Source organism: Brachybacterium tyrofermentans, from assembly GCF_014897585.1.
In the GTDB taxonomy this organism is placed as follows: domain Bacteria; phylum Actinomycetota; class Actinomycetes; order Actinomycetales; family Dermabacteraceae; genus Brachybacterium; species Brachybacterium tyrofermentans.
In genome coordinates this window covers 52,773-79,574 of sequence record NZ_JABUXW010000013.1, presented here as the reverse complement: position 1 = coordinate 79,574, position 26,802 = coordinate 52,773, and the positions used below count along the sequence as shown (strand labels likewise).

Below are 26,802 nucleotides of genomic sequence, written 5' to 3'. Positions count from 1 at the left end.
CGGACGGTGAACTTCCGGCGACACCGCCATGAACTCCTGCCTGCCGAGATGCTCCAGCCCCTGGCGTCGGACCGGACCGGCGACGCCGGAGGCCTAGGCTGTCCCTGTGCCCCTGACTGCTCTCCTCCTGCTCGCCGGCGCGATCGGACTCGTGATCGGATGCGCCGCGACGCTCGCGTTCCTGCGGTCCGACCGTCGCCGCACGGCCGCGCCCGTGGCGACGCAGCAGGGCGTCCCCGAGGCCACCGCCGAGGTGCTGGCGATCCTGTCGTCGGCGTACGTGGTGCTCGACGCGAGCGGCGACGTGCTGCGTGCCTCCCCTCTCGCCTACTCCTACGGCATCGTGCGGGCCGCCGAGGGCGACTACCCGCGCCTGGCGAACACCGAGCTCCTGGATCTCGCGGCGGACGTCGGCCGCAACGGCGGCTTCCGCGACGAGCGGCTGACCCTGCGGCGCTCGAGCCAGGCCGCCTCCGACACCGATGCCGTGATCGACGTGCGCATCGGGGCCCTCGGCGAGCACGGTGCCCTGCTCCTGGCCGATGACCTCACCCGCGCGGTACGGGTCGAGGAGACCCGGCGGGACTTCGTCGCCAACGTGTCCCACGAGCTCAAGACCCCGGTCGGGGCGATCACGCTGCTGTCCGAGACCATGGAGGATGCGGCCGAGGATCCCGATGCGGTGCGCCGCTTCGCGGGGCGCATGCAGAGCGAGTCCCGTCGGCTCTCGCATCTGGTCAAGGAGATCATCGAGCTCTCCCGGGTGCAGGGGAACTCCTCGCTGCCCGACGCCGAGCCGGTGGAGATCGACGACGTCGTCGACGACGCCGTGGCCCTGAACCGCAATGTCGCGCTCGGCTCGGAGATCGAGGTCGCCGTGGGCGGGTCGACCGGGCTGCAGGTCTTCGGATCGTCCTCGATGCTGACCACGGCGCTGTCGAACCTGATCTCCAACGCGATCTCCTATTCCGACCCGAAGACCCGTATCGGCGTCTCGGTGCGGCGTGACGGTGGCATGATCGAGATGTCCGTGAAGGACCAGGGCATCGGGATCTCGAAGGAGAACCTGGAGCGTGTCTTCGAGCGGTTCTTCCGCGTGGACCGGGCGAGATCGCGCAGCACCGGCGGCTCCGGCCTGGGGCTCGCGATCGTGAAGCACATCGCCACCGATCACGGCGGCGAGGTCACGGCCTGGTCGATGCGGGGACAGGGGTCCACCTTCACGCTCCGCCTGCCGGAGATGGGCGAGACCGAGACGATCTCCGCACCGGCGCCCCATGCCCCGGAGCGCACGGGCTCGACGACATCCGCCGGGCCGGGCCGCATCTCGTCGGCCGCCGGCACTGCAGGGCCCACCGGGCCCGGAACGATCTCACGGACCGTGGCGAACGACCACCGGTCGGGAAAGGGAACCTGATATGACGCGCATCCTGATCGTGGAGGACGAGGAGTCGTTCTCCGATCCGCTGTCCTACTCGCTCCGCAAGGAGGGCTACGAGATCGCCGTAGCGGACAACGGCACGGACGGTCTGCGGATCTTCGCCACCCATGGCGCGGACCTGGTGCTCCTGGATCTCATGCTGCCCGGGATGAGCGGCACCGAGGTGTGCCGGGAGATCCGTCGCACCTCGAGCGTGCCGGTCATCATGCTCACCGCGAAGGACGACGAGTTCGACAAGGTGCTGGGCCTCGAGCTGGGTGCCGACGACTACGTCACCAAGCCCTACTCCTCCCGCGAGCTGCTCGCCCGGATCAAGGCGGTGCTCCGTCGTGGGCAGGAATCGGCGGAGGCCGACGAGGACGCGACCCTGCAGGCCGGCCATCTCATGATGGATGTGGAGCGCCATGTCGTGCAGGTCCGCGGCCAGGACGTCGCCCTCCCGCTCAAGGAGTTCGAGCTGCTGGAGATCCTGCTGCGCAACGTCGACCGTGTGCTCACGCGCGGCCAGCTCATCGATCGGGTGTGGGGGGCGAACTATGTGGGCGACACCAAGACGCTCGACGTCCACGTCAAGCGCCTGCGCGCCAAGATCGAGGACGACCCGAAGAACCCCGTACAGCTGGTCACCGTGCGCGGCCTCGGCTACAAGTTCGAGTCCACGGGCGGTTCCGGCAGCTGATCTGCCGATGATCGCCGCACGACGACGAACGCCCCGCAGCCTGGCTGCGGGGCGTTCGTCATGACGTGCTGGTCGTGAGGTGCTGATGAGGGCTCTCAGCCCTGGGCGGACTCGCTCAGATGCCCCACGGAACCTTCGAGGACGGGGACCGTGATCGCCGTGCTCTCGCCGCCGGCGGAGACGTCGAGGTCGATGAGGGCGCCAGGCTCGACCGGGAGCTGCTCGAGCGGAACCTGCTGCTGACCCTCGTCGGGGCCGAGCGCCACCGTCTCGTGCGCGGGGACGGAGACGCTGGTCGAGAAGACGACGGACTCCTCGGCGGATGCCTCGAGGTCGATCGAGATCGTCTCGTCGGAGTAGTTCACGGCCGTCCCGTAGAAGGTTGCGGATCCGTCCGCGCCCACCACGATGAGGGAATTGCGCATGCCGGCGTAGAGCGCGCCGGACTGCTCGAGGTTCGCGTTGGTGCCGTCGGCGGCCTCGTAGAAGTCGTGCGTCTGCACCGGGCTGAAGACCGAGCAGCCGGACGCGGCGAGGGCGAAGCCCAAGGCGGCTGCGGAGAGCACAAGACGGCGAGGACGGCGCACGGAGGACTCCTGTTCGATGCCGCTGAGGACGGCGGAAAGTTCTGGGACAGCCCTGATAGGTTACCTCACCGCGAGCACGGATCCCGTCCGCCCGGCAGGGGCGCGGGCACCGATCGCGTCACGGCGGTGACCGCCTGCACGACGCAGGAGCGATGTCCGCTCGCAGGTGCGGCGCATGCGGCGCCCCGATCCCCTACCGTGCCCCGTTGAACCGGCCGTGAACTGCAGATTCACAAAAGATCGCGGATCCTATCATGGCCCAGCGATGCTAGACTGCTCGGCGGAAAGGGGACCCACCACATGAATTTTGCCGTCGGCGAGACAGTCGTCTACCCGCACCATGGGGCCGCACTCATCGAAGAGGTCAAGACCCGCACCATCAAGGGCGAGGACCGCACCTACCTCAAGCTGAAGGTCGCCCAAGGTGATCTGACCATCGAGGTCCCCGCCGACAACGTCGACCTCGTCGGCGTGCGGGACGTGGTGGACAAGGAGGGCCTCGAGGAGGTCTTCGAGGTGCTGCGCCTGCCCTACACCGAAGAGCCCACCAACTGGTCGCGCCGCTACAAGGCCAACGTCGAGAAGCTCGCCTCCGGTGACGTCAAGAAGGTCGCCGAGGTCGTCCGCGACCTCTGGCGACGGGACCAGGACCGCGGCCTCTCGGCCGGGGAGAAGCGCATGCTCGCGAAGGCGCGCCAGATCCTGGTCTCCGAGCTCGCGCTCGCGGAGAAGACCGACGAGGTCAACGCCGAGTCGATCCTCGACGAGGTCCTCGCGTCCTGACGCACGGACGAGACATGACCGCTTCCTCGGCTCGACCGACCGTCGCCTCCGTGCGACCGGTCGTCCTCGCCCTTGCGCCGCCCGCGCCGGGCGTCTCCCACGGGACCACCCTCCCGTGCCTGGAGACGCTCGGCGGTTCGCGACTCATCGAGCGCCTGCTCGGCACCCTGGACGAGGTCGGCCTGCCGAGCGCGGTCGTCGTCGCCCCCCACGATGCGGTCGCCACGCTGCGCACCGTCCTGGGCGATCGGTGTCAGGTGATCGGCAGCTCGGCGGATCGCCGCGAGGCGCTGACGGCCGCCCTGGGCGCGACGGACGATGAGCTCCTGCTCCTCCACGACGCCGAGCGCGCCCTCACCCCGGCCTCCACCATCTCCGAAGTCCTCTCCGCACTCGAGGCGGAGACCGATGCCGTGCTCCCGGTCGTCGCGATGACCGACTCCGTGAAGGATGCCCGCCCGGACGGACTGCGCAACATCGATCGCTCCACCGTGGTCGGCATGCAGAGCCCCCGGCTCCTGCGACGCGAGATCCTCCAGGACGCCCTGGCCAGGCCGCTCCGCGACACTGCCCACGGTAGTTCTGGGCATTTCGACGAGATCCTGGCGGCGCTCGAGAACGGGGCCGCCGTGCGCACGGTGCACGGATCACATGCGGGTTTCGCCGTGGTGGATCGACTCAGCCTCTGGCAGGCGCAGATCTCTCTCGGGCTGGCCCGGGACACCTCGCACCGTTACGGCCTGGCCCGCCGGGCCTGACCCGCCGGACCCGAGCCCCGAACTCCCTCGCCTCAGTCCTCGCGACGGCTGCGCCAGACCGTCCGGAACTCCTCGACCATCCGCAGGGGCTTCGACAGCGTCCGCTGCGGAAGGCTGGTGGCGAGCTCGCCGGGGTCCCGTCGGAATCTGCGCATCAGCCGACCGGGCTTGCTGGAGATCCGCTGGCGGAGATCCGGGAGGTACTCATCGGAGACGTCCAGACGGGTCACCGCGCCACAGCCCGTGCACTGGATCTCCGAGACGAAGCGCCCCGCATACACGACCACGTGCTCCGCCTCCTGATCACAGGCGGTGCACCGCAGGAAGCTCTCCTCGACAGCCATCATGTCCTCCTCACCCTGTCCTCAAACCTAGCGCGGTCACCACGTCCTGGGCCAGGAGCAGATCCTGTGCATAGGTGATCTTGAAGTTGGTCTCCTCGCCGCGCACCCAGGTCACCGGGATCCTCGTGTACTCCTCGGCGCACGAGGCGGTGTCGGTGCCGACGAATCCGTCGCGGGCCGCGGCCTCGTAGGCGTCCAGGATGGTCGCGGCGTCGAACCCCTGCGGGGTCTGCACCCTGACCAGCGTGTCCAGCGTGCGTGCTCCGCTGGCGGCCAGCTCGCCCGACTCCGCGACCGGGGCGATCTCCGTGGCCGGGATCCCCGGGACCGCTCCCCCGGTCTCGCGGGCGGCGTGCAGCACGGCGGCCGCCAGGCCGTGGGAGACCAGGGGGCGCGCGGCGTCGTGGATGAGCACGGTGTCGATCACCCCGGCGTCGATACGATCGGCCAGGTGCCGCAGGGCCAGCAGCTCCGACTCCTGCCGGGTGTCGCCGCCGGTGATGATCTCGAGGGGGAGATCGGTCTCACGCCCGGCGAGGAAACGCGCATGCTCGAGATCGTCGGGGCGCACGACGAAGACCAGGATGCCCACCCCTTCGACCGTGCCGAGGGTGTTGATCCCCCAGCTGGCGATGCTGCGACCTGCCAGAGGCAGGAAGGCCTTGTTGATCCCGGCCCCCACACGGGTCCCCGATCCGCCGGCCAGCACCACACCTGCGGCGCGGCCACGGCGGCGGGAAGCACGGAGTCGACGGGTCTGGGTCACGCAGGCATCGTAGACGTCTGGGAGTCCCCCGTGCGCCGCCCTGCCCACTCGTGACAGAATCGACTGTTGCCGAGTGCGCTCACGCTCCTATGCTCCTGTCCGTCCCGGAGCCGGTGACCGCCTCCCACCATCGACCTTCCAGGAGTCCGAATGCTGACCATCGCCATCGTGTGCGGCGCGGGGATCGCGACCTCCGCACTGGTCGCGGAACAGGTGCGCGATCACCTCGCCTCCCTCAACCGCGAAGCCCATGTCGTGCAGGCCACCGTGATGGACCTGCTCTCCCGTGATTTCCACGCCGACCTCGTCGTCAGCACCGTCGACCTCCCGGCCGCCCTCGGCATCCCCCAGGCCTCCGGGATGCCCCTGCTGCTGGGAACCAACCCCCAGGTGACCTACGACGACATCGATCGTCTGCTGGCACGGATCGACGAGCAGGGCACGGCCTGATGACCGCTCGATCCGGGCTGCCGCGCGTCGGGCTCGGAGTGGATGTCCACGCCTTCGCCGCCGAGGACGCCCCGCGTGAGCTCTGGATCGCGGGCCTGCGCTGGGAGGGAGAGCGCGGCCTGGCCGGGCATTCCGATGCGGACGTCGCCTGCCATGCGGCCTGCGATGCCCTGTTCTCGGCCGCGGGCCTCGGTGACCTCGGCACGCACTTCGGGGTCGACCGCCCGGAGTGGGCCGGAGCCTCCGGGGCGAGGCTCCTCGAGGACGCCGCACGGTCCGTCCGCGAGGCCGGGTTCACCATCGGCAACATCTCGGTCCAGGTGATCGGCAACCGTCCCCGGCTGTCCGCCCGCCGCGAGGAGGCCTGCGCCGCGATGTCCGCGGCCGTCGGAGCCCCCGTATCGGTCTCCGGCAGCACGACGGATGCTCTCGGCCTGACCGGGCGCGGTGAAGGAGTCGCCGCGATGGCGACCGCTCTGATCGTCGCCGAGGAGGAGTGATGACGATGCCCCGGACCGGATCCCTGCCTGATCTGCCCGTGACCGCCCAGGAGGTGGAGGCCGCCGCCGAGCGCCTCGCTCCCGTGCTCCGACGCACCCCGCTGGAGTACAGCGAACGGCTGAGCGCACGGGCCGGGGTCCCGGTCTGGCTCAAGCGCGAGGATCTGCAGTCGGTGCGCTCCTACAAGCTGCGCGGCGCCCATCTCTTCCTCGACTCCCTCGACCCGCTGTCGAGGGAGGCCGGCGTGGTCGCAGCGAGCGCCGGCAACCATGCCCAGGGTGTGGCCCAGGCCTGCCGGGCCCTCGGGATCCAGGGTCGCATCTATGTGCCGAGCACCACTCCGCGCCAGAAGCGCGAGCGGATCACCGCGATCGGCGGAGACCTCGTGCACCTGATCCTCGTCGGGGACACCTTCGACGATGCGGCGGAAGCGGCCACCGAGGATGCAGAGCGCACCGGGGCCACTCTGGTGCCGCCCTTCGATCACCCCCTGATCATGGCTGGCCAGGGCACCGTGGCGCTGGAAGCTGTGGACCAGCTGCGCAGCGAGCACGGCCGCGAGCCCGGCACGGTGGTGCTTCCGGTCGGGGGCGGCGGCCTGATCGGCGGCTGCGGCGCCTGGCTGCGGGAGCGCCTTCCGTCGGTGCGGATCGTCGGGGTCGAGCCCGCCGGCGCCGCCTCCATGGCCGCGGCCGTCCGCGTCGGGCACCCGGTGACGCTGCAGGAGATGGATCGCTTCGTGGACGGCGCCGCCGTGCGCCGGGTCGGCGCGGAGCCGCTGCGCGTGGTCACGGCGATCGAGCCGGAGCTGGTGGGCGTCGACGAAGGTGCCGTGTGCACGGAGATGCTCTCGCTCTACCAGGTCGACGGGATCATCGCCGAGCCGGCGGGGGCGCTGGCCGCGACGTCCGTCGCCACCGGGGCGATCGAGCATCTCGGGTACCGGGACCAGGACTCTGCGGACCAGGCCGCCGCAGCCCGCGCCGTTGCCGACCAGGACTCTGCACGTCGGGCCCTCGATGAGGGACCCGCGGGCCCGGACTCCCCGAACCTCGAACCCCGGGAGCAGGACTCCCTGGACCGCGACCCTCGGGAGCAGGTCTCCCCGGCAGCGGGCGACTCGTCCGACGGTTCCGGGACCGGCGACATCATCGTGGTGATCTCCGGCGGCAACAACGATGTCTCCCGGTATCACGAGGTCATCGAGCGCTCTCTCGTGCACGAGGGGTTCAAGCACTACTTCCTGGTCACGTTCCGGCAGGAACCGGGAGCGCTGCGCCGATTCCTGGACCGGGTGCTGGGGCCGAACGACGACATCGTCCTGTTCGACTACATCAAGCGCAACAACCGTGAGCAGGGGCCTGCTCTGGTGGGGCTCGAGATCGGCGACCGGGCGGACCTCGAACCGCTCATGTCCCGCATGGCCGCCTCGAACATGGAGATCGAACGGGTCGACCCCAGCGATCCGATCTACCGCTACCTCACCTGAGCGAACGGCTCGGCCCGATCAGGCCTCGGGGTAGGCCTCGACGTCGGGGGCGATGCTCTGCGAGCGGGCCTCGACGGCGGAGCGGACGATGTCGTCCAGGCCGTGCTCGGACTTCCACCCGAGCTGCTGGGCGATGCGGTCACCGGAGCAGATCAGGCGGGCCGGGTCGCCGGGGCGCCGCCTCCCGAGCTCAGGGACGATCTCGATCCCCTTGGCGCGGGCGATCGCCTCGATCACCTCGAGCACGCTCGAGCCCTCGCCGGTGCCGACGTTGAACACACGATGCGGGCGATCCTCGCCACGCAGGTAGTCCAACGCCGCGATGTGCGCATGGGCGAGGTCGAGCACGTGGACGTAGTCACGGATGCACGTGCCGTCGGGGGTGTCGTAGTCGTCCCCGAAGACGACAGGGGCCTTGCCCTGCTCGAGGCGGTCCAGCACGATCGGCACGAGGTTCATCACGGCGGTGTCCGCGAGCTCGGGCCAGCCGGCACCGGCCACGTTGAAGTAGCGCAGGGCCACGGTGCGCATGTCGTGGGCACGCTCGGAGTCGGCCAGCATCCACTCGCCGACGTACTTGGTCGCGCCGTAGGGGTTGATCGGCTGCGGCGTGAGGTCCTCGGTCACGAGATCCACATCGGGCACCCCGTAGACGGCTGCCGACGAGGAGAAGACCACGTCGCGCACCTCGGCGCTCGCGCAGGCGGCCAGCACGTTGGCCAGTCCACCGATGTTGTCGTGCCAGTACATCTCGGGGTTCGCGACGGACTCACCGACCTGCTTGTGCGCGGCGAAATGGATCACCGAATCGGCTCCGGACGCCCGCAGGTGGTCGGCGAGCTTCTCGCTCGCGCCGGACTCGGTGATGTCGAGCTCGACCAGCTCGGCGCCCTTGGTGCGATCCAGGATCCCGGTGGAGAGGTTGTCGACCACGACCACCTTCTGCCCCTGCTCCACGAGGAGTCGCACCACGTGCGACCCGATGTATCCAGCGCCACCGATCACGAGAGTTGTCATGGCAGGAATCTTACCGGGCCTGCGCTGATCGGAACCGCCACGCCCGCGGACAGCGGCCGCTGGCCGAGGTCCGCGAACGCGGCGGTTCCGGGAGGGATCAGCGCTTCTCAGCTCCAGGAGCTGGACACGGGCCGGCCCTCGGCGTAGCCCGCCGCGCCCTGCAGACCGATGACGGCCCGCTCGCGGAACTCCGGCGTGCTGTTCGCCCCGGCGTAGGTGTAGGAGGACCGCACGCCGGCCGTGATCTCGTCGAGCAGATCCTCGACGCCGCCCTTGCCCTCGGCGAGGAACATGCGGGACGTGGAGATGCCCTCCTCGAAGAGGCCCTTGCGGGCACGCGCGAAGGCGTCCTCGTGGGCCGTGCGATGCGAGACGGCGCGCTTGGAGGCCATGCCGAAGTTCTCCTTGTAGCGCCGCCCGTTCTCGTCCGTGCGCATCTGCCCCGGGGACTCGTAGGTCCCCGCGAACCAGGAGCCGATCATGACGTTGGAGGCGCCGGCGGCGAGCGCGAGCGCGACGTCGCGGGGATGGCGCACCCCACCGTCGGCCCACACGTGCCCACCCAGCCGGCGCGCTTCGGCGGCGCACTCGAGAACAGCGGAGAACTGCGGGCGGCCGACGCCCGTCATCATGCGGGTGGTGCACATGGCGCCCGGTCCCACGCCGACCTTGACGATGTCGGCTCCGGCCTCGATGAGCTCACGGGTGCCCTCCGCCGTGACGATGTTCCCCGCGACCAGCCGCACCGACGTCGACGCGCGGTCCCCGATCACGCCGCGCGCGATGCGCAGCGCCTCGAGCATCTTGTCCTGGTGGCCATGGGCGGTGTCGAGCACGATCACATCGGCTCCCGCCTCGACCAGCTCCCCCACCCTCGCCGCGACATCGGCGTTGATGCCGACCGCGACCGCGATCCGCAGGCCGCCGTCCGCGTCGACCGCGGGACGGTAGATGGTCGAGCGCAGCACGCCGGTGGCGGTGAGGACGCCCCGCAGCGCGCCGCCCTCGGCCTCGTCGTCGACGACGATCGCGGCTTCGTGGTGGGTGGCGGCGATGCGGGCGTGCAGCTCCGCAGGGGTGACCTGCAGATCCGCCGGGCGCAGGACGGGCACATCGGTGCTCACCACGTCGCCGACGGCGGAGAAGGAGTCGCGTCCGGCGATCTCCTCAGCAGAGATCGTGCCCAGCGGGCGGCGCTGGTCGTCGATCACCACGACGATGCCGTGGGGCCGCTTGGGCAGCAGGTCCGCGGCCTGGCCGAGGGTGCCGTCCACGGTGAGCGTCAGCGGATGGTCCACGACGTGGTCCCGCTGCTTCACGGACCGGATGATCGAGTCCAGACGTTCCGGGGAGAGGTCCTGGGGCAGGACGGCGAGGCCTCCGCGCCGGGCCATGACCTCGGCCATGCGTCGTCCGGAGACGGCCGTCATGTTCGCGGCGATCAGCGGGATCGTGGTTCCCGTGCCGTCATCGCTGCCGAGGTCGACATCGAATCGGGAGGTGATCGCGGAGCGTGCGGGAAGGAAGAAGCAGTCGTCGTAGGTGAGGTCCGTCGACGGAGTGTGAATCAGGCGCATGGGTCCATGCTACGGATCTCCGGCGGCGGATCGACCTCCACGAGGTTCTCACAGGCGCATGGGGGACGATTCGTCCTCGAGAATCTAGAATGGAGCATATGACGGATCCTTCCTCGGCCTCTCGGCGACGACGCCGTCGATCCGGCAGACATCAGGAGCCGGTCCGACGCGTCGAGTCCACGCCCATGCCGCCAGACGAAGCGCGCAGGAACCGCGAGAGCGCGTTCGGTGCCGCGAGCCCGAAGCGCATGTGGCCGGGCGGCGCGCCCTCGGCACCATCGGCAGAGCCCTCGGAGTCCGCCGCGAGCGACGCGCCGGTGCCCGGCTCTTCCCCGGCATCGAGCACCCCGGAGCGGTCCGGGCCCCCCACCGGGGCGGAACCCGCCACCACTCCCCTGCCGGCGGTCCCGCCCCCGGCCACGAACGCCGCGGCCGCCACGACGCCTGCGCCCTCAGCCTCCAGGACGCCCGCTGCGCCTGACGCATCTCCTGCGCCCTCGGGGTCTGGGGACTCAGCACGGCCTGGTGCCCCTTCTGAACCGGGCGCTCCCGCAGTTCCGGGCGGGTCGACTGGTCCCGAGAGCCCTGTCGTGCCGTCGGCCTCTGCCGCACCGATCGACCGACCGCCGCGGCGCCCGCGCGGCCGCCGTGCCGCGTTCCAGCTCCCCGAGGAGCCCTCCGACGCAGCACGTGCGCAGGATCCGTCCTCCGACGACGACGCCGCGCACCACGACGCCTGGAGCACCCAGACGTCGGCTCCAGCCGAGCAGGACGCCCAGAACACTGCGTCGTCCGATCCTGCGAGCACCGCGAGCCCTGCGGCCCCGGCGGATCGCTCGTACTCCTTCTCCGAGGCCCGCACGTTCCCGTCGGGCGCTCGTCGCGCGCGCCCGACGACGACGACAGAGCCTGACCGTTCGACGGAGGCCCCCGAAGCCGCCGCGTCCGACGCAACGGAGACCACGAGCGGCACCGAGGAACGGCGAGCACCGGTGGCCGCTGCGGCCGTCGGCGTCGGTGCACTCGGAGCGGCCGGAGGCACCGGTGCACCCGAGGCGGCCGGCGCAGAGAGCGCTGCAGACACGGACGCAGACACAGACACCGGAAGCACCAGCGAAGAGCTCACCGGCTCCGCCCGTGACGGCCGTACCCCCACCGGGGTCGACGACGGCCGCGCAGGCTCCGGCGCTCCCGCAGGTGCCGCAGGTGCCGCAGGTGCCGCAGGTGCCGCAGGTGCCGCAGGCTCCTCGGGCTCCGACGGCGGCGGAACTCCCCCAGCAGGACCAGACGACGACAAGCCCGATCACGACGGCCACGACCCGAAGGGCTCCGGCGACGACGGATCACTGCCCAAGGTCGCGCTGTGGACCGTCCTGACGACGATCCTCCCCGGCTCCGGGCTGATCACCACCCACCGCCGACGGCTCGGCTGGATCCTGCTGGCGCTCCTCGGCCTGGCCGTGGTCCTCGTGGCGGCGTTCCTCGTGATCGGCGACCCGCTGCGCACCGGCATGATGCTGCTGACCCATCGCTCCGTGCTGATCGCCATCACGGCCACGATCGGCCTGGTCGGGCTGGTATGGGCGGTGCAGATCGTGCTCGCGAACCTCGCGCACACCAAGCTGCAGCGGCTCGAGGGGGCCAAGCGCTATCTGGCCCTGGCCCTGGCCGCGCTGATGGTGGTGGCGGTGGCGATGCCGTTCGGCCGTGGTTTCCAGTCGCTCTGGGCCGCTCAGGGACTGCTCGGCTCGGAATCGGTGTTCGCGGGCGGCGACGGCCGTGAACATCCCTTCGTCGAGGGCAAGGATCCGTGGGCGAACACGGAGCGCGTGAACATCCTGCTGCTCGGCCAGGACTCCGGCGTGGACCGCACCGGTACCCGTCCGGACACGATCATGATGGCGTCGATCGACACGTCCAGCGGGCAGACCGCCCTGTTCTCCATCCCGCGGAACCTCGAGAAGGTCCACTTCCCCGAGGGCACGCCGGCGGCGGAGGAGTTCCCGGACGGATTCGACTACTTCGGCAGGAACCAGGACCTCATCAATGCGGTGTGGACCTGGGCAGAGGATCACCCGGATCTCTTCCCGGGCGACTCCAACCCCGGACTGACCGCGACGACCTGGGCCGTCGAGGAGACCCTCGGCCTGGAGAGCGACTACTACGCGATGGTCAACCTCCAGGGCTTCGAGGACCTCGTCAACGCCATCGGCGGGGTCGATCTCGTCGTGGAGCGACGCATCCCCATCGGCGGCGGCGTCAATCAGGCCACGGGCGGGAAGTACCCGGTCACCGGTCATATCGAGGCCGGGCAGCAGAAGCTCGATGGGTTCCATGCGCTGTGGTACGCCCGCTCCCGCGAGGGCTCCAACGACTTCAACCGCATGTGCCGGCAGCAGCGCATGGTGCGCGCCGTGACCGAGGAATCGGATCCCACGACGCTGGCCATGTCGATCCCGGGCCTGGTGACCGCCACCGAGGAGAACATCCAGACCGATATCCCGGTCGCGAACCTCAACGCCTTCGTGGACCTCGCCCTGCGCGTCAAGGACGGCGGCTTCACGTCGTACCCGATCACGCAGGATGTGACGCCCTCCGGCAACCCGGACTGGGACTACCTCAAGGAATGGACTGCCGCCTCGATCGAGGACTCCATGAAGGACGACTCGCCGGATTCCGTGCTCGGCGAGACCGAGCCCGGCTCGAACGAGCCCGCCGATACCGGGGCCCCGCCCCCGGCCGAGGGCGAGGAGGACCCGTCGGAGTCCGCCACGGAGGACACTCCGACCACGGACGACGCCGAGACCACGGAGGAGTCCGCGGAGGCCACCACCGCACCGGAGAAGAGCAAGGCTCCGGAGATCGACCACGATCCTCTGAAGTCCTGCCTCCCCGGCGCTGAGCAGGGCTGAGGCTCCGCGACTCGTAGCGCCCAGATGAGAACGGGGCCGGATCTGCTCACGCAGATCCGGCCCCGTTCTCGTTCGCGTCAGTCCAGCAGCTGCAGCAGGGCGTTCTCGACCAGCTCCGGCATCGCCGGATGGATCCAGTACTGCGTGGTCGCGATGTCGCGGGCGGTCTGCCCGGTGCTCATCGCCTGGATCAGCAGCTGGATCAGCGTGGTGGCCTCGGGGCCGATGATGTGGGCGCCGAGGATCTCGGTCGTCTCCGCATCCACGATGATCTTCGCGAACCCGGTGGTGTCCTCCATCGCCCAGCCGTACGCGATCGAGGCGTACTCCTGGACGGCGACCTTCACCTCCCGGCCGCTCTCGCGGGCCGCGGCCTCGTCCATGCCCACCCACGCCACCTGCGGGTGGGTGAAAACGCCGCTGGGGATCGGCATGGTGTCGGACCGGCGCAGCGCCTCCGGGTGCAGGACGTTGTGCCGCACGATCCGCTGCTCATGGTTCGCGACATGCTTGAGCTGATGCGCGCTGGAGAGATCCCCGAGCGACCAGATGCCCTCGAGCACCTCCCCCCCGCTCTGCACCCGCTGGTACTCGTCGACCACCACACGGCCGTCCTCGGTGGTGTCGATGCCGGCGGCCTCGACGTCCAGCAGGTCGGAGTTGGGTCGTCGGCCGACGGCCACCAGCAGCTCCTCGGCCTCCAGCACCGCGTCCGCGCCGTCGCGGCGGCCGCGCAGCTCCACCCCGGCCGCCGTGCGACGCACGGACGTGGTGCTGAATCCGGTCTCCAGGTGGAGGCGCTCGCCGAGGATCTCGGTGAGGCGGGCCGAGATGTCGGCGTCGGCCGTTCTCAGCACTCGCTCGGAGCGGGCGATCAGCGTGACCTCGACCCCGAGGGAGGCGAACACGTGCGCCATCTCCACGGCGATCACGCCGGAGCCGAGGATGGCGAGGGACGCCGGGAGCTGGTCGATCCGCATGATCGTGTCCGAGGTGTGCGGGGCGGCGTCGGCCAGTCCGTCGATGGGCGGGAGCACGGGCCGCGAACCTGCTCCGAGCACGATCGTGTCGGCGGTGATCATCCGCTCGCCGCCGTCGGCGTCGAGCACGCGCAGCGTCTTCGCCCCGGTGAAGGTGGCGGTGCCGCGCACCAGCGTGAGATTGGCGTTGTCCTCGTGATCCCGGCGGTACTCCTCGCCGCCGTGGACGATCGGGTCGATGCGCCCGAAGATGCGGTCTCGGATGGCCGGCCAGTCCACGCCCTGCAGCGTCGAGGTGAGGCCGAAGCGGCCGGACTCGGCCGGCGTCGCGGCGAGGTTCGCGGTGTGCACGAACATCTTGGTGGGGATGCACCCGAGGTTCAGGCAGGTGCCGCCGAAGACGTGGTCCGGGCCCACACCTCGGTCGATCTGCACGATGCTGCGGTCGGAGAGGTCGGGACCCGGGAACGAGTTCGAGGAGCCGGAGCCGATCAGGGCGATGTCGTAATGCGTAGTGTCGGTCACCGTCCCAGGCTAGCCCTCCTCCAGGTCGATGTAGGCGGCCAGTGCCGAGGACGCCCGCAGCAGCGCCAGGCCACGGGCCGCGACCCGCGCACGGGAGGTCGAGAGCGCGTCGTGGAGGGACGAGTCACCCGCGCCTCCGCGCATCTGCTCCAGCACGACGGCGATATCCCCCAGCCCGTGCCCGCCCCGGCGCAGCAGATGCACCAGCTCGGCGTCGCGTACCTGCTGCGGGCCGTAGAGCCGGGGTGCGCTGGCGCTCACCCGTCCGGGGAACAGCAGCCCCTCGCGCTCCCAATGCCTCAACGTCGCCGGCGACACCCCGATCCGAGCGGCGAGCTCTCCGACGCCGAGCACGCGACGCGTGGACCCCTGCCGTCCGCTCCCCTCACCCGCGGCTCCGTCGGCTCGGTCGACGCCATCAGCGCCATCAGCCCCGTCGGCCCCGTTGGCCCCGTCGGCTCTGTCGGCCCCGTCGGCCCCGTCGGCTCTGAGATCCTGCGCGGCTCTGAGATCCTGCGCGGCCTGAGCGACGACGGCCAGCGTGGCGCGATCGCGCAGGAGCTGCTCATGGGCCCTGCCCACGCCCTCGAGCGCGGCGTCCAGATCGTCCCGGTGGACGGCCCGCATGATCGCCAGGGCCGGGTGGTGGCCGATGGCCTGTTTCAGCGAGAGGAAGGCGCGCAGCGCCTCTCGATGACGGGGCGTGTACGTCCGGTACCCGGAGTTCGTGCGGCCCGCCTCCGGCAGCGCCCCGTCACCCTCGTAGTTGCGCACCGCCTGGGCGGAGAGCCCATGCTCTCGCGCGAGATCGATCGGGCGCATGCACTCCTCCTTTGGGGCTTCGACGGCATCACTGGTCGTCAGGGTCCCGCTAAGTCTCCACGGTGTTTTCAACGATAGTATCGAGGACTGCAGGAACGGACCGGAAGCGAACCTGGACCCAGCGAACCCGGGCCCAGTGACACTCGACCCAGCGACGCTCGACCCAGCGAACGTCGACCCAGCGATCCTCGGAGGACCGATGACCACCGCCACCCCTCGCAGCGCCCCCGCTGACGCCCACGACGTCATCCGAGTCCGGGGCGCACGGGAGAACAATCTGCGCGGCATCTCGCTGGACATCCCCAAGCGGCGCCTGACGGTGTTCACCGGCGTCTCCGGGTCGGGCAAGAGCTCCCTGGTCTTCGGCACCATCGCCGCGGAGTCGCAGCGGATGATCAACGAGACCTACAGCTCGTTCATCCAAGGGTTCATGGCCTCGCTCGCACGGCCCGACGTGGACGATCTGCAGGGCCTGACCACGGCGATCATCGTGGACCAGGAGCGGATGGGGGCGAACGTGCGCTCCACCGTCGGCACGGTCACCGATGCCAACGCCTACCTGCGCACCCTGTTCTCCACGCTCGCCGAGCCGCACGTCGGGGGGCCGGGCGCCTACTCCTTCAACGTCCCCAGCGTCACGGCCGCCGGCGCGATGACCGTGCAGAAGGGAGCGAAGACGATCGCGGAGAAGACGAGCTTCTCGCGAGTGGGCGGGATGTGCCCGCGCTGCGAGGGCATGGGGCACATCTCCGACGTGGACCTCGCCGAGCTGTACGACGAGAGCCTGTCGCTGGACGAAGGCCCCTTCACGATCCCGAACTACGCCGCGGGCGGCTGGTACGTGAAGATCTTCGCGTCCTCGGGGTTCTTCCCCTCCGACAAGCCCATCGCGTCCTTCACGACGAGGCAGCTCCACGACTTCCTGTACAAGGAGCCCACGAAGGTGAAGATCGACGGGGTGAACATGACCTATGAGGGCCTGATCCCGAAGATCCAGAAGTCGATCCTCAGCAAGGACCGTGATGCTCTCCAGCCTCACGTCCGGGCCTTCGTGGACCGGGCGGTGAAGTTCGTGACCTGCCCCGAGTGCGAGGGCACCCGGCTCGCGGAACATGCGCGCACCTCCCGGATCGACGGCGTCTCGATCGCGGACGTCACCGCCTGGCAGATCACCGACCTGGCCACCTGGGTCGAGGGGCTGCGCGAGCGACATCTGGGGCCGACGGTCTCGCCGCTGCTGACGAACCTCGCCGCCCTGCTGTCCTCCTTCGTGACGATCGGGCTCGGGTATCTCTCCCTCGACCGCCCGTCGGGGACCCTGTCCGGCGGCGAGTCCCAGCGCACCAAGATGATCCGGCACCTCGGCTCCGCGCTGACCGACGTCACCTACGTCTTCGACGAGCCCACGATCGGGCTCCATCCCCATGACATCGCCACGATGAACCAGCTGCTGCTGGCGCTGCGGGACAAGGGCAACACCGTGCTGGTGGTCGAGCACAAGCCCGAGACGATCGCGATCGCGGACCACGCCGTCGACCTCGGTCCGCGCGCGGGCTCCCATGGCGGCGAGCTCCAGTACGAGGGCGATGTGGCCGGACTGCGCGCCTCGGACACCCTGACCGGACGCCACCTCGATCGCCGGGTGACCCTCAAGGAGCAGACGCGCGAGAGCACCGGGGCCCTGGCGATCCGTGGCGCGGACCAGCACAACCTCCGCGACGTCGACGTCGACATCCCGCTCGGGGTGCTCACCGTGATCACCGGAGTGGCCGGATCCGGCAAGAGCTCGCTCGTGCACGGCTCGCTCCCCCGCGACGTCGAGGTGACCGTGGTCGACCAGGGCGCGATCCGCGGCTCCCGACGCTCCAACCCCGCGACCTACACGGGCCTCCTGGAGCCGATCCGCAAGGCCTTCGCGAAGGCCAACGGGGTGAAGCCTGCGCTGTTCTCGAACAACTCCGAGGGCGCCTGCCCGGTCTGCAAGGGCGCCGGCGTGATCTTCACGGAGCTGGGTTTCATGGAGACCGTCTCGACCCCCTGCGAGGAGTGCGAGGGCCGACGTTTCCAGGCCGCCGTGCTCGAGTACCGCCTGGGCACGGCGAACATCGCGGACGTGCTCGAGATGTCCGTCGAGGAGGCCCTGGAGCACTTCACCACCGAGGGATCCGCGGTCCCCGCGGCCGCGAAGCTGCTGCGGCACATGGACGAGGTGGGGCTCGGGTACCTGACCATCGGTCAGCCGATGACGACGCTCTCGGGTGGGGAGCGCCAGCGGCTCAAGCTCGCCACCCATATGGGCGACACGGGCGGGATCCTCGTGCTCGACGAGCCCACCACGGGACTGCACCTGGCCGACGTGGGCAACCTGCTCACGCTGCTGGACCGTCTCGTCGACTCCGGGAAGACGGTCATCGTCATCGAGCACCATCAGGCGGTCATGGCCCATGCCGACCATCTCATCGACCTCGGGCCGGGCGCCGGAGTTGACGGCGGCCAGGTCGTGTTCGAGGGCACCCCGGCGCAGCTGGTGGCGGAGGCGTCGTCGCTCACGGCCACCCATCTGCGGCAGTACGTGGGTGCGTGACAGGGTCCAGGTCCCGCTACCCTGACGGCGTGCCCACCACTTCTCCTGCCGCTCCGAGCGCTCTGATCTCGCTCCTCGACGTCCTGCGCTGCCCCGCCTGCGAGGGTGCTCTGGTCGCGGACGGACGCGCGCTGCAGTGTCCCCGCCGGCACTCCTTCGACCTCGCCCGCGCCGGTTACGTGTCGCTGCTGGGCGGTGGCGGCGCGGTCAGCGGCGACGACGACGAGATGGCCCGCGCGCGCGACCGCTTCCTGGGCACCGGGACCTACGAGCCGCTCCTCGACGGGATCGGCGACCTCGCGCAGCAGGAGGTGCCCGCCCTGGGTGAGGACCCTGCACCGGCCGACCTGTCGGCCCCGGCCCCGGCCCCGGCCCCGGCCCCGGCCCCGACGATCCTCGACGCGGGGTGCGGGCCGGGCTACTACCTCGCCGGGCTGCTGGACCGCTTCCCCGCCGCCCGCGGCCTCGGTTTCGACACCTCCGCGAGATCGCTGCGCTTCGCCGCCCGCGCCCACCAGCGCGCCGCCGTGTACACCGGAGACGTGTTCGCCCCCTTCCCCTTGGCCGATGAGAGCGCGGACCTCCTCCTGGACGTCTTCGCCCCCCGCAACCCCGCCGAGTTCGCCCGGGTGCTGCGCCCGCAGGGCCGGCTCGTCGTCGTCCGCCCCACAGGCGCACATCTCGCCGAGCTGCGCGAGATCGTCCCGCAGATGGTGAGCGTGGACCCGCGCAAGGAGGAGCGCCTGCACGCCGCTCTGGATCCGTTCTTCGCCACCACTGCCCAGCGGGAGCTGACCTACCGCGTGAGCGTGGACGAGGCCCGGATCCGCGACCTGATCGCCATGACGCCGAGCGCCCGCCACGTGGAGCAGGAACCCCTGACCGCAGCACTGGCCACGGCTCTCGGCGGGCCCCTCGACGGAGCACTTGATGGAGACCTCGACGGAGCCCTGGATGGAGGCGTCGATGGACGCCCCGACGAGCCCCACGGCGACCAGGCCTCCGCCGTGTTCCCGGTCACCATCTCCGTGCTGGTCAGCGCACACCGTCGGCTCTGATCCGGCAGGGCATCGACTAGGCTGGCCCCTCCGCATCACGACGTTCCTGAGGAGACCTCTGTGGCCGACCGCCGCTGCGTGTTCATCGATTTCGACGGCACCTTCGCCCAGCACGGCGTCGCCCCCGCCGAACATGCCGAGGCGGTGGCCGAGGCACGCGCGAACGGGCACCTGATCCTGCTCAGCACGGGCCGACCCGCCTCGATCGTCGCCCCCGAGGTCGCCGCCCTCTTCGACGGCGTGATCTCGTCCGCCGGCGGCCACGTCCGGATCGGGGAGGAGGTGCTGCACGACGAGCGCTTCCCGGCCGCTCTGGGCCGGCGCGCTGTCGAGGTTCTCCTGCGCCACGACGTGGCCTTCGCGCTCGAGGCTCCCGACGCGCTGTGGTGCTCGGCGTCGGCCGCGAAGCGCATCCGTGCCCGGGTGGAGGCTCCTGCGCCTGGTTCCGGCTCCGAGGCCGGGCCCGGTGCCGACCCCGGTGCCGGTGCCGGTTCCCGCGCCGGCATCGGGAACGGGCCCCGCGACATCGTCGACGCCGTCCGCGTCCCCGAGGATCTCGGAGCCTGCTCCTTCGCGAAGATCTCGCTATGGGAGTCCCGTGTGCCCGTCGAGCAGCTGGCGGCGGAGATCGGCCCGGAGGTCGGCGCCCTGCCCAACTCGATCACCACCGAGGACACCAGCTCCGGGGAGCTGCATCTGCGCACGGTCGACAAGGCCGACGGGCTGCTCCGCACGGCCGAGCACGTCGGCCTGGACGTCTCGGCGACGGTCGCGATCGGCGACGGGCTGAACGACCTCGGCATGCTGCGTGCGGCCGGGACCGGGATCTCGATCGAGGGCGCCCGCGACGAGGTCCGCGAGGCCGCCCGCTTCGAGGTGCCCGGCCCCTCGGAGCACGGCGTCGTCACGGCGTTCCAGCGGCTCGGCCTCCTCTGACCCGACCACGGGAACGAGCGGCTGAGCGAACGCGGGGCTGAGGGAACGCGGGACCGCAGGACCGCAGGACCGCAGGACCACGAAAATTGCTGGACGTTGCTGAGCCGAGCGCCGACGGTGCAGGCGCCTGCATCGCTGCCGGCGCGCTTCCTCGGCGATGGTGACCGCCGTCAGTCCCGGCGATGCACGCCCACCAGCACGAGCCCGACGGTCGCGACCAGTGCGCCGACGCCGAGGACGATCACGCCCTGGGGCATCACATCGGCCGCGAACTGCGTCTCGAAGGCCTGCACGATCGGGCCGAGGAAGGCCGCCTGATCGATCGAGTTCGGCACCAGCGTGTCGATCTCGCCGGCGAGCAGGCAGGTGAGTGCACCGGCGATGATCCCGGCCACGCCGGCCAGCGCGAGCAGGGCCCGCCGATGGGCGGCGATGAGCAGCGCCAGCGCCGCGAGGACGAGCGCCGCAGGACCCGCCCAGGAGAACCAGGGCGCGACGAGCTGCAAGGTCGTGAGCAGAGGGACGTCGGGGATCGTGGCCAGGGTGATGGTGGCGTTCTCGGGGCGAGGGATCTGGATCGGCAGCGACCCGTCGACGGCGCTGAGCATCTCCTCGATGACCGGGGAGAGGTCCACCTCGAGCGCGCTCGCCCCGTCGAAGAACAGTCCTTCGTGCAGGTCCCGCATGGTGTCGTCCCACAGCGTCGCGTACATCTCCGTGCCGGTGAGCCGCGGGGCCTGGTCCTGGATCAGCGGCGCGAGCTGATCCGCGGCCCAGCCGGGGATCCTGTCGTCGTCCAGAACAGTCTCCACGGCGCTGTCGGAGATATCGCGTTGGATGGCCTCATCGGCGGCGAGCGGCTCGGTGACGGCGAGGAAGCCGCTCTGCTCGACGACGTTCCGGTCGATCCAGACCCCCGGGAGCCAGAGGGCACCCAGGAGCAGGGCTCCGGTCAGCAGGAGGGCGGCGAGGAGATCACGGGCGGAGGACACCCCGACACGGTACCGGTGCGCCATGGGAGCGCCCAGCACATGGCCCGAGAATGGGAGCGACCCCGCACCACTTCAGTGGCACGGGGTCGCGATCAGCGCTGAACGGGTCAGCTGCCGATGCGGACGAAGGTCCAGCTGCCCGAGTAGATGTTGCGCTCGGTGGTGTCGACGCGGGAGTTCCCGGCATCGACGAAGTTGTTGCCGCCGGCGTAGATGCCGATGTGGCCCGGCTTGTACACGAGGTCGCCGGGGCGGGCCTCGGAGCGCGGGATGACGGTGCCCGATGCGCCCTGGGCGTTCGCGCCGCGCGGCAGGTCGATGCCGTGCTGCGCGTAGACCCACTGCACGAAGCCGGAGCAGTCCCAGCCCGACGTCGACGTGCCACCGAAGACATACGGCGTGCCGATGCCCGAACGGGCGGTGGCGAGGATGGAGCTGCCCTTGCTGGCGGACGGTGCCGGAGCGGACTTCTCCTCCTTCTTCTGCTCGGAGGAGCTGTCGCTCGAGTCGTTCGACTGGTCGGAGCTGTCGGAGTCATTCGAGCTGCTGGAGTCGTTCGAGCTGCTGGACTCGGTGGACTCGTCGGAGCTGCTGGACTCGGTGGACTCGTCAGAGCTGCTGGACTCGTCCGAGTCGTTCGACGTGCTGGAGCGCTCGTTCGAGCGATCGGCGCCGTCGTCCTCGTCGCGGGTCTCGGCCTGCTGCTGGTCCTGCTCCTCGGCCTCGGCGGCGGCTTCGGCTTCGGCCTCGGCGGCGGCTTCGGCTTCGGCCTCGGCCTGGGCGGCCTCTTCCGCGGCGCGCTCCTCCTCAGCAGCTGCCTCAGCGGCGGCGATCTCCTCTTCCGTGGGACCGACCTCGACGGAGATCGACCCACCGGCGGGAGCGAAGGAAGGGGCTGCGGTCTTGGCCTCGGTCGTGGAGTCCGCGGTCTCGACGTCCGCAGCGGCATCGGCGGACTGCACGTCCGCTGCGACGCCGGCGACGGGGATCGCGACGGCCGGGGCGGCCACGGGAGCGATGACGGCGGGGCCGGCCTGCGGTGCGGCGGGGGCCTCGGCCTGCGGCTCAGCGGTGGCTGCAGCTGCGCCGCCGAAGAGCATCGCGGCGGCCATCGCAGCACCGGCGGTCGCGCGACCGGCGCGGACCACAGGGGTCACCGTCCGCATGCTGCGGCGGTGGGTGTTGTTCACAGTGTTCGACACGTTTCGGCTCCCAGCCCCTGAGCAGATGCCCCCGCGCTCAGCAGCGTCCCACTCCGAACCTGGTGCGCGGTGGGGCTCTCCAGGAGGAATGCCGCGGCTCGGACGCCTCGGCACGCCTATGAGACTAGGGGGCACCCGGCGTCCCGGTCAGCTCGACAGAAAGGTCTGGGGAAGAGCTTGACGCGCCCTTTACCCGGCCTGGATCGGTGTCACGCGGAGCTGACCTGCCACGATCTCGGAGACGGCCACCTCGCCTCCGGACGGGCCCCGCAGCACCACGGTCGCCGCGAGGCGCTCGGCGTGGATCTGAGCTCCCGGAATCACGCCGTGACGTGCAAGTTCACCGAGGAGCTCGACGTCGCTCTGCACCCGTTCACCGATCTGGCGCAGGGTCACCTCGATCGTCTCCCCGTCAGCCACGGACTCGAGCAGCTCGCGGGGAGGATTGACAGGGTCTTTACCGTCCAGGGTGTCCTGCGTCTCGGTGATGCCGAGCGCAGCGAGACCGGGGATCGGGTTCCCGTACGGGTCGACATAAGGAGGCTCGAGCTTCTCCGCGAGCCGGCGCTCCACCTCGAGGCTCATCACGTGCTCCCACCGGCAGGCCTCCTCATGGACCAGGGCGTAGTCGAGCCCGATCACGTCCAGCAGATGCCGCTCGGCCAATCGGTGCTTGCGCATCACATCGGTCGCGACGTCGGTGCCCTCCGCGGTGAGCCGGATGCGGCGCTGGCCGTCGAGGTGGAGCAGCCCGTCGCGCTCCATGCGGGCCACCGTCTGGGACACCGTGGGACCGGAGTGGCCGAGCCGCTCGGCGATCCGGGCCCGCATCGGCGCGATCCCCGCCTCATGGAGCTCGAACACCGTCTTCAGATACATCTCGGTGGTGTCGATGAGATCTCCACTCACGGGTCCCCTCCTTCGTAGGCGTACGGCAGACTCCCACCAGCTTAGTCTGCGGGGTGGAATGCGCAGTGCCCCGGATCCTGGGGAGGATCCGGGGCACTGCGATCGAGCCCTGCGCTCAGGCTCTGGTGGCGGACGCGACGGTCTCAGCCGACATCGTCCAGGGGGCGGACCCTCAGGCCAGACCCTTGACGATCTCGCGCATCAGGTCGGCGGTCTCGGTCGGCGTCTTGCCGACCTTGACGCCGGCGGCCTCGAGGGCCTCCTTCTTCGCCTGCGCGGTGCCCGCGGAGCCGGAGACGATGGCGCCGGCGTGGCCCATGGTCTTGCCCTCGGGAGCGGTGAAGCCCGCGACGTAGCCGACGACCGGCTTCGTCATGTTCTCCTTGATGTACGCCGCTGCACGCTCCTCGGCGTCGCCGCCGATCTCGCCGATCATCACGACGCCGACGGTCTCGGGGTCGTTCTCGAACGCCTCGAGCGCATCGATGTGCGTGGTGCCGATGACCGGGTCGCCACCGATGCCGATGGCCGTGGTGAAGCCGATGTCGGCCAGCTCGTACATCATCTGGTAGGTCAGCGTGCCGGACTTGGAGACCAGGCCCAGCTTGCCGGTGCCCGTGATGTTCGACGGAGTGATGCCCGCGTTCGAGACACCGGGGGTGATGACGCCCGGGCAGTTCGGCCCGATGATGCGGGTCGTGCCCGTGGACTGCGCGTAGTTGAAGAACTCCGCGGCATCCTTGACCGGGATGCCCTCGGTGATGATCACCAGGAGCTCGATCGCGGCGTCGATGGCCTCGAGGGCGGCATCCTTGGCGAACTTCGGCGGCACGAAGACCACCGAGACGTTCGCGCCGGTGGCCTCCATGGCCTCCTTGACAGAGCCGAAGACGGGCACGTCGGTGCCCCCCTCGAAGGACACGGACTGGCCGGCCTTGCGGGGGTTCACGCCGCCGACGATGTTCGTGCCGGAGTCGAGCATGCGCTGGGAGTGCTTCATGCCCTCCGAGCCCGTCATGCCCTGGACGATGACCTTGCTGTTCTCATCGAGAAAGATAGACATGTCGGGTCCTGCTCACTTTCCTGCGGCGGCGAGCTCGGCAACCTTCGCGGCGCCGCCGTCCATGGTGTCGGCCTGGGTGACGAGGGGGTGGGCGAAGTCGGCGAGGATCTGGCGACCCTCCTCGACGTTGTTGCCGTCGAGACGGACCACGAGCGGCTTGGTCGCGGCGTCGCCGAGCTTCTTCAGGGCGCCGACGATGCCGTTGGCGACCGCGTCGCAGGCGGTGATGCCGCCGAAGACGTTCACGAACACCGCGGCGACCTGCTCGTCGCCGAGGATCACGTCGAGGCCGTTGGTCATGACCTCGGCCGAGGCGCCACCGCCGATGTCCAGGAAGTTGGCGGGCTTCACGCCGTGGGACTCCCCGGCGTAGGCGACGACGTCGAGCGTGGACATGACCAGTCCCGCGCCGTTGCCGATGATGCCGACCTCGCCGTCGAGCTTCACGTAGTTGAGGTCCAGGGCCTTGGCCTTGGTCTCCAGCGGGTCCTCGGAGGCGGTGTCCACGAGGGCCGCGTGGTCCTCGTGGCGGAATCCGGCGTTCTCGTCGATCGTGATCTTGCCGTCCAGCGCGATGATGTCACCGGCACCGGTCTTGACCAGCGGGTTGACCTCGACCAGCGAGGCGTCCTCCTCGCGGTAGACGTCCCAGAGCTTCTGCAGCACGGGGGCGACCTTCGCACCGGTCTCGGCGTCGAACTTCGCAGCCTCGACGATCTCCTTCGCCTTGGCCTCGTCGATCCCGACGTTGGGGTCGACAGCCACGCGGGCGAGCGCCTCGGGGCGCTCGACGGCGAGCTGCTCGATCTCCATGCCGCCCTCGACCGAGCACATGGCCAGGTAGTTGCGGTTGGCCCGGTCCAGCAGCAGCGAGAAGTAGTACTCCTCCGCGATGTCGGCGCCGGCGGCGACCATGACGCGATGCACGGTGTGGCCCTTGATGTCCATACCGAGGATCTCGGAGGCCTTCTGCTCCGCCTCCTCAGGGGACTTGGCGATCTTCACGCCACCGGCCTTGCCGCGGCCACCGGTCTTCACCTGGGCCTTGACGACGACGACCGGGGTGCCGAGCTTCTCGGCGCCGGCCTTGGCAGTGGCAGGGTCCTCCGCGACGACTCCTCCGAGCACGGGCACGCCGTGCTTCTCGAAGAGATCGCGGGCCTGGTACTCATACAGGTCCACGGGGTTGCATTCCTCTCGATATCGGCAGAGGGCGGCAGGCCGTTGCGGCCACGATGCCACCCCTTGGGAACGCAGTCAGGGTATCCCGTCCACCACCGTTGTCGTGACCTGGAGACCCGGGTGCGCGCTGTCTCACGTCGCAGACCGGGGCGATGCGACATCCCACGGGTTGTTCAGCTCACACGGATAGGATGTCGGGATGAACCGACGATCCCGCAGCCTGGCCACGCGAGTGCGTGAGCACATCGGTTTCAGCGTCATCGCGATCGGGGTGCTGTTCATCGTGCTGCGTCTGCTCGGGGTGCGGTCCACGTTCGCCGGCTTCATGCTGTCGGTCGGGATCACCCTGGCTCTGAACGTGGGTCTGTCGTACTACAACGACCGGCGTGCTCGCAGCTCCCGCCCGCAGGCCGCTCCGCGAGGCGGCGGGGACATCCGTTGGCGCGAGGACGATCGTCCGCGCGACGACCGCTGAGGCGAGGAGACGCCATGGCCGATTGGAAGACCTACGCGAAGGCCGCTCGGAACACCGCGAAGAAGCAGGCCCCCGGTGCGCGGGAGGCCGCGCAGCGGGCCACATCCCGCGCCGGCGGCTATGCCCGGGCCGCGAGCAGGGCTCTGGATCAGGGGCGCAGCAGCGACGACACGTCACAGCCCGCCGCACGACGGGCCGACGACCGGCACCGTGATGACCGGTCTCCTGATGATCGATCTCGCGACGACCGGCCCCGGGACGACGGTCTCGGTGACCACCGTTCCCGAGCCGATGACCGGCCACGCGACGAGGAGCGTCGCCAGCAGTCGACGGCGACGCGCTCGTCCTCCCCGTCCGCGCCTCGTCCCGCACCTCGGACCGAGACCCCCACCCGATCCTTCCGCGACGAGGCCAAGATCTACGCCGTCGTCGCCAGCCGCACCGCCGAGCGTGCCGGCGCCCGCGCCAAGAAGGCCGGCGTCGGCGGCCGTATCGCGCGCGCCGTCCGCGACGCCCTGCTCATCGGCGGTTCGCTGCTCGTCATCTGGGGCGTCCTGTACGCGGCTGGCCTGCCGATCCCCTTCAGCGCCGTCCTCATCGTCGTGGGCATCATCGTGCTGATCGCTCTGGCGAGCGGCCTCTACGCCCAGTTCGCCCGGGACCGGCAGCACTCTGCGGCAGACGATCTCGAGGACCCGGACCTGCCCGAGGAGCGGCTGCCCCGCTGACGGCCGGACACGGGGCGCTCTGCCCTGCGGACATCCCGTGTC

General features: G+C 70.3%; 26 protein-coding genes. 13 read left to right on the top strand and 13 right to left on the bottom strand.

Annotated features, from left to right (window positions below; translation table 11 throughout):
* Nucleotides 1-106: 106 nt before the first annotated feature.
* The gene (locus tag INT49_RS11180; protein ID WP_193117819.1) at nt 107-1,417 is read left to right on the top strand and encodes a sensor histidine kinase; all 1,311 of its coding nucleotides are present in this window, start codon (nt 107-109) and stop codon (nt 1,415-1,417) included.
* A gap of 1 nt (nt 1,418) precedes the next feature.
* A complete protein-coding gene (locus tag INT49_RS11175) occupies nt 1,419-2,120 on the top strand; it encodes a response regulator transcription factor (protein WP_193117818.1) in 702 nt (233 codons plus the stop codon).
* A 95-nt stretch (nt 2,121-2,215) separates the two neighbouring features.
* Here INT49_RS11175 and INT49_RS11170 read toward each other — a convergent pair whose 3' ends face one another.
* Nucleotides 2,216-2,707, bottom strand: coding sequence for a hypothetical protein (locus tag INT49_RS11170; RefSeq protein WP_193117817.1), 492 nt, complete (start codon nt 2,705-2,707; stop codon nt 2,216-2,218).
* 300 nt (nt 2,708-3,007) lie between these two features.
* On the opposite strand from INT49_RS11170, the gene INT49_RS11165 reads away from it, so the two are divergent.
* Both INT49_RS11165 and INT49_RS11160 read left to right on the top strand, forming a co-directional pair.
* Complete coding sequence (locus INT49_RS11165) at nt 3,008-3,490, top strand: CarD family transcriptional regulator (RefSeq protein ID WP_193117816.1); 483 nt, start codon at nt 3,008-3,010, stop codon at nt 3,488-3,490.
* Between the two features lie 14 nt (nt 3,491-3,504).
* Nucleotides 3,505-4,248 carry an IspD/TarI family cytidylyltransferase gene (locus INT49_RS11160; RefSeq protein WP_193117815.1) on the top strand — a complete coding sequence of 248 codons (744 nt, stop codon included), beginning with the start codon at nt 3,505-3,507 and terminating at the stop codon, nt 4,246-4,248.
* A gap of 32 nt (nt 4,249-4,280) precedes the next feature.
* On the opposite strand, the gene INT49_RS11155 is transcribed toward INT49_RS11160, so the two are convergent.
* On the bottom strand, nt 4,281-4,595 hold the full coding sequence (locus tag INT49_RS11155) for a hypothetical protein (RefSeq protein WP_226850295.1): 315 nt from the start codon (nt 4,593-4,595) through the stop codon (nt 4,281-4,283).
* A gap of 7 nt (nt 4,596-4,602) precedes the next feature.
* A complete protein-coding gene (locus INT49_RS11150; protein ID WP_193117814.1) occupies nt 4,603-5,358 on the bottom strand; it encodes an IspD/TarI family cytidylyltransferase in 756 nt (251 codons plus the stop codon).
* A 150-nt stretch (nt 5,359-5,508) separates the two neighbouring features.
* On the opposite strand from INT49_RS11150, the gene INT49_RS11145 reads away from it, so the two are divergent.
* Genes INT49_RS11145 through INT49_RS21135 form a run of 3 tightly spaced genes read left to right on the top strand, consistent with a single transcriptional unit; the run spans nt 5,509 to nt 7,798 of the window.
* Complete coding sequence (locus tag INT49_RS11145) at nt 5,509-5,808, top strand: PTS sugar transporter subunit IIB (RefSeq protein ID WP_193117813.1); 300 nt, start codon at nt 5,509-5,511, stop codon at nt 5,806-5,808.
* Complete coding sequence (gene ispF, locus INT49_RS11140) at nt 5,808-6,308, top strand: 2-C-methyl-D-erythritol 2,4-cyclodiphosphate synthase (protein WP_193117812.1); 501 nt, start codon at nt 5,808-5,810, stop codon at nt 6,306-6,308. The genes INT49_RS11145 and ispF overlap by 1 nt, the downstream gene beginning before the upstream one ends.
* A complete protein-coding gene (locus INT49_RS21135) occupies nt 6,308-7,798 on the top strand; it encodes a pyridoxal-phosphate dependent enzyme (protein WP_226850293.1) in 1,491 nt (496 codons plus the stop codon). Before ispF ends, INT49_RS21135 begins: the two co-directional genes overlap by 1 nt.
* A gap of 18 nt (nt 7,799-7,816) precedes the next feature.
* Here the strand turns inward: INT49_RS21135 and galE are convergent, their stop codons facing one another.
* The 3 genes from galE to INT49_RS21130 all read right to left on the bottom strand — a co-directional run bounded on the left by galE (nt 7,817) and on the right by INT49_RS21130 (nt 10,780).
* Complete coding sequence (gene galE / locus INT49_RS11125) at nt 7,817-8,815, bottom strand: UDP-glucose 4-epimerase GalE (protein ID WP_193117811.1); 999 nt, start codon at nt 8,813-8,815, stop codon at nt 7,817-7,819.
* Nucleotides 8,816-8,922: 107 nt separating this feature from the next.
* Nucleotides 8,923-10,392 (bottom strand): GuaB1 family IMP dehydrogenase-related protein, encoded by a 1,470-nt coding sequence (locus INT49_RS11120; protein WP_193117810.1) that lies wholly within the window; start codon nt 10,390-10,392, stop codon nt 8,923-8,925.
* Nucleotides 10,393-10,543: 151 nt separating this feature from the next.
* On the bottom strand, nt 10,544-10,780 hold the full coding sequence (locus INT49_RS21130; protein WP_226850291.1) for a hypothetical protein: 237 nt from the start codon (nt 10,778-10,780) through the stop codon (nt 10,544-10,546).
* 202 nt (nt 10,781-10,982) lie between these two features.
* Here INT49_RS21130 and INT49_RS21560 point away from each other — a divergent pair, with 202 nt between their 5' ends.
* A complete protein-coding gene (locus INT49_RS21560) occupies nt 10,983-13,304 on the top strand; it encodes an LCP family protein (RefSeq protein WP_319021587.1) in 2,322 nt (773 codons plus the stop codon).
* A gap of 77 nt (nt 13,305-13,381) precedes the next feature.
* Here INT49_RS21560 and INT49_RS11110 read toward each other — a convergent pair whose 3' ends face one another.
* Together INT49_RS11110 and INT49_RS11105 are read right to left on the bottom strand one after the other, a co-directional pair.
* Entirely contained in the window at nt 13,382-14,809 is a 1,428-nt protein-coding gene (locus INT49_RS11110) for a mycothione reductase (protein ID WP_193117809.1), read from the bottom strand.
* 9 nt (nt 14,810-14,818) lie between these two features.
* Complete coding sequence (locus tag INT49_RS11105) at nt 14,819-15,631, bottom strand: MerR family transcriptional regulator (RefSeq protein WP_193117808.1); 813 nt, start codon at nt 15,629-15,631, stop codon at nt 14,819-14,821.
* Between the two features lie 199 nt (nt 15,632-15,830).
* Here INT49_RS11105 and INT49_RS11100 point away from each other — a divergent pair, with 199 nt between their 5' ends.
* From INT49_RS11100 to INT49_RS11090, 3 genes are read left to right on the top strand one after another with little or no spacing between them, the layout of a single operon-like run.
* Nucleotides 15,831-18,215, top strand: a complete 2,385-nt coding sequence (locus INT49_RS11100; RefSeq protein WP_193117807.1) for an ATP-binding cassette domain-containing protein — start codon at nt 15,831-15,833, stop codon at nt 18,213-18,215.
* A 29-nt stretch (nt 18,216-18,244) separates the two neighbouring features.
* The gene (locus tag INT49_RS11095; protein ID WP_319021586.1) at nt 18,245-19,273 is read left to right on the top strand and encodes a putative RNA methyltransferase; all 1,029 of its coding nucleotides are present in this window, start codon (nt 18,245-18,247) and stop codon (nt 19,271-19,273) included.
* 60 nt (nt 19,274-19,333) lie between these two features.
* On the top strand, nt 19,334-20,209 hold the full coding sequence (locus INT49_RS11090) for an HAD hydrolase family protein (RefSeq protein ID WP_193117806.1): 876 nt from the start codon (nt 19,334-19,336) through the stop codon (nt 20,207-20,209).
* 170 nt (nt 20,210-20,379) lie between these two features.
* Here the strand turns inward: INT49_RS11090 and INT49_RS11085 are convergent, their stop codons facing one another.
* The 5 genes from INT49_RS11085 to sucC all read right to left on the bottom strand — a co-directional run bounded on the left by INT49_RS11085 (nt 20,380) and on the right by sucC (nt 25,557).
* Nucleotides 20,380-21,201: a hypothetical protein gene (locus INT49_RS11085; RefSeq protein ID WP_193117805.1), complete on the bottom strand. Its 822-nt coding sequence runs from the start codon at nt 21,199-21,201 to the stop codon at nt 20,380-20,382.
* A gap of 107 nt (nt 21,202-21,308) precedes the next feature.
* Nucleotides 21,309-22,403 (bottom strand): C40 family peptidase, encoded by a 1,095-nt coding sequence (locus INT49_RS11080; protein WP_319021585.1) that lies wholly within the window; start codon nt 22,401-22,403, stop codon nt 21,309-21,311.
* Between the two features lie 189 nt (nt 22,404-22,592).
* Nucleotides 22,593-23,312, bottom strand: a complete 720-nt coding sequence (locus INT49_RS11075; protein ID WP_193117804.1) for a metal-dependent transcriptional regulator — start codon at nt 23,310-23,312, stop codon at nt 22,593-22,595.
* Between the two features lie 172 nt (nt 23,313-23,484).
* Nucleotides 23,485-24,375 carry a succinate--CoA ligase subunit alpha gene (gene sucD / locus INT49_RS11070; RefSeq protein WP_193117803.1) on the bottom strand — a complete coding sequence of 297 codons (891 nt, stop codon included), beginning with the start codon at nt 24,373-24,375 and terminating at the stop codon, nt 23,485-23,487.
* Between the two features lie 12 nt (nt 24,376-24,387).
* Nucleotides 24,388-25,557: an ADP-forming succinate--CoA ligase subunit beta gene (gene sucC, locus INT49_RS11065; protein ID WP_193117802.1), complete on the bottom strand. Its 1,170-nt coding sequence runs from the start codon at nt 25,555-25,557 to the stop codon at nt 24,388-24,390.
* Nucleotides 25,558-25,756: 199 nt separating this feature from the next.
* Here sucC and INT49_RS11060 point away from each other — a divergent pair, with 199 nt between their 5' ends.
* A complete protein-coding gene (locus INT49_RS11060; protein WP_193117801.1) occupies nt 25,757-26,032 on the top strand; it encodes a hypothetical protein in 276 nt (91 codons plus the stop codon).
* 14 nt (nt 26,033-26,046) lie between these two features.
* On the top strand, nt 26,047-26,760 hold the full coding sequence (locus tag INT49_RS11055) for a hypothetical protein (RefSeq protein WP_193117800.1): 714 nt from the start codon (nt 26,047-26,049) through the stop codon (nt 26,758-26,760).
* The last annotated feature ends 42 nt before the right edge of the window (nt 26,761-26,802 follow it).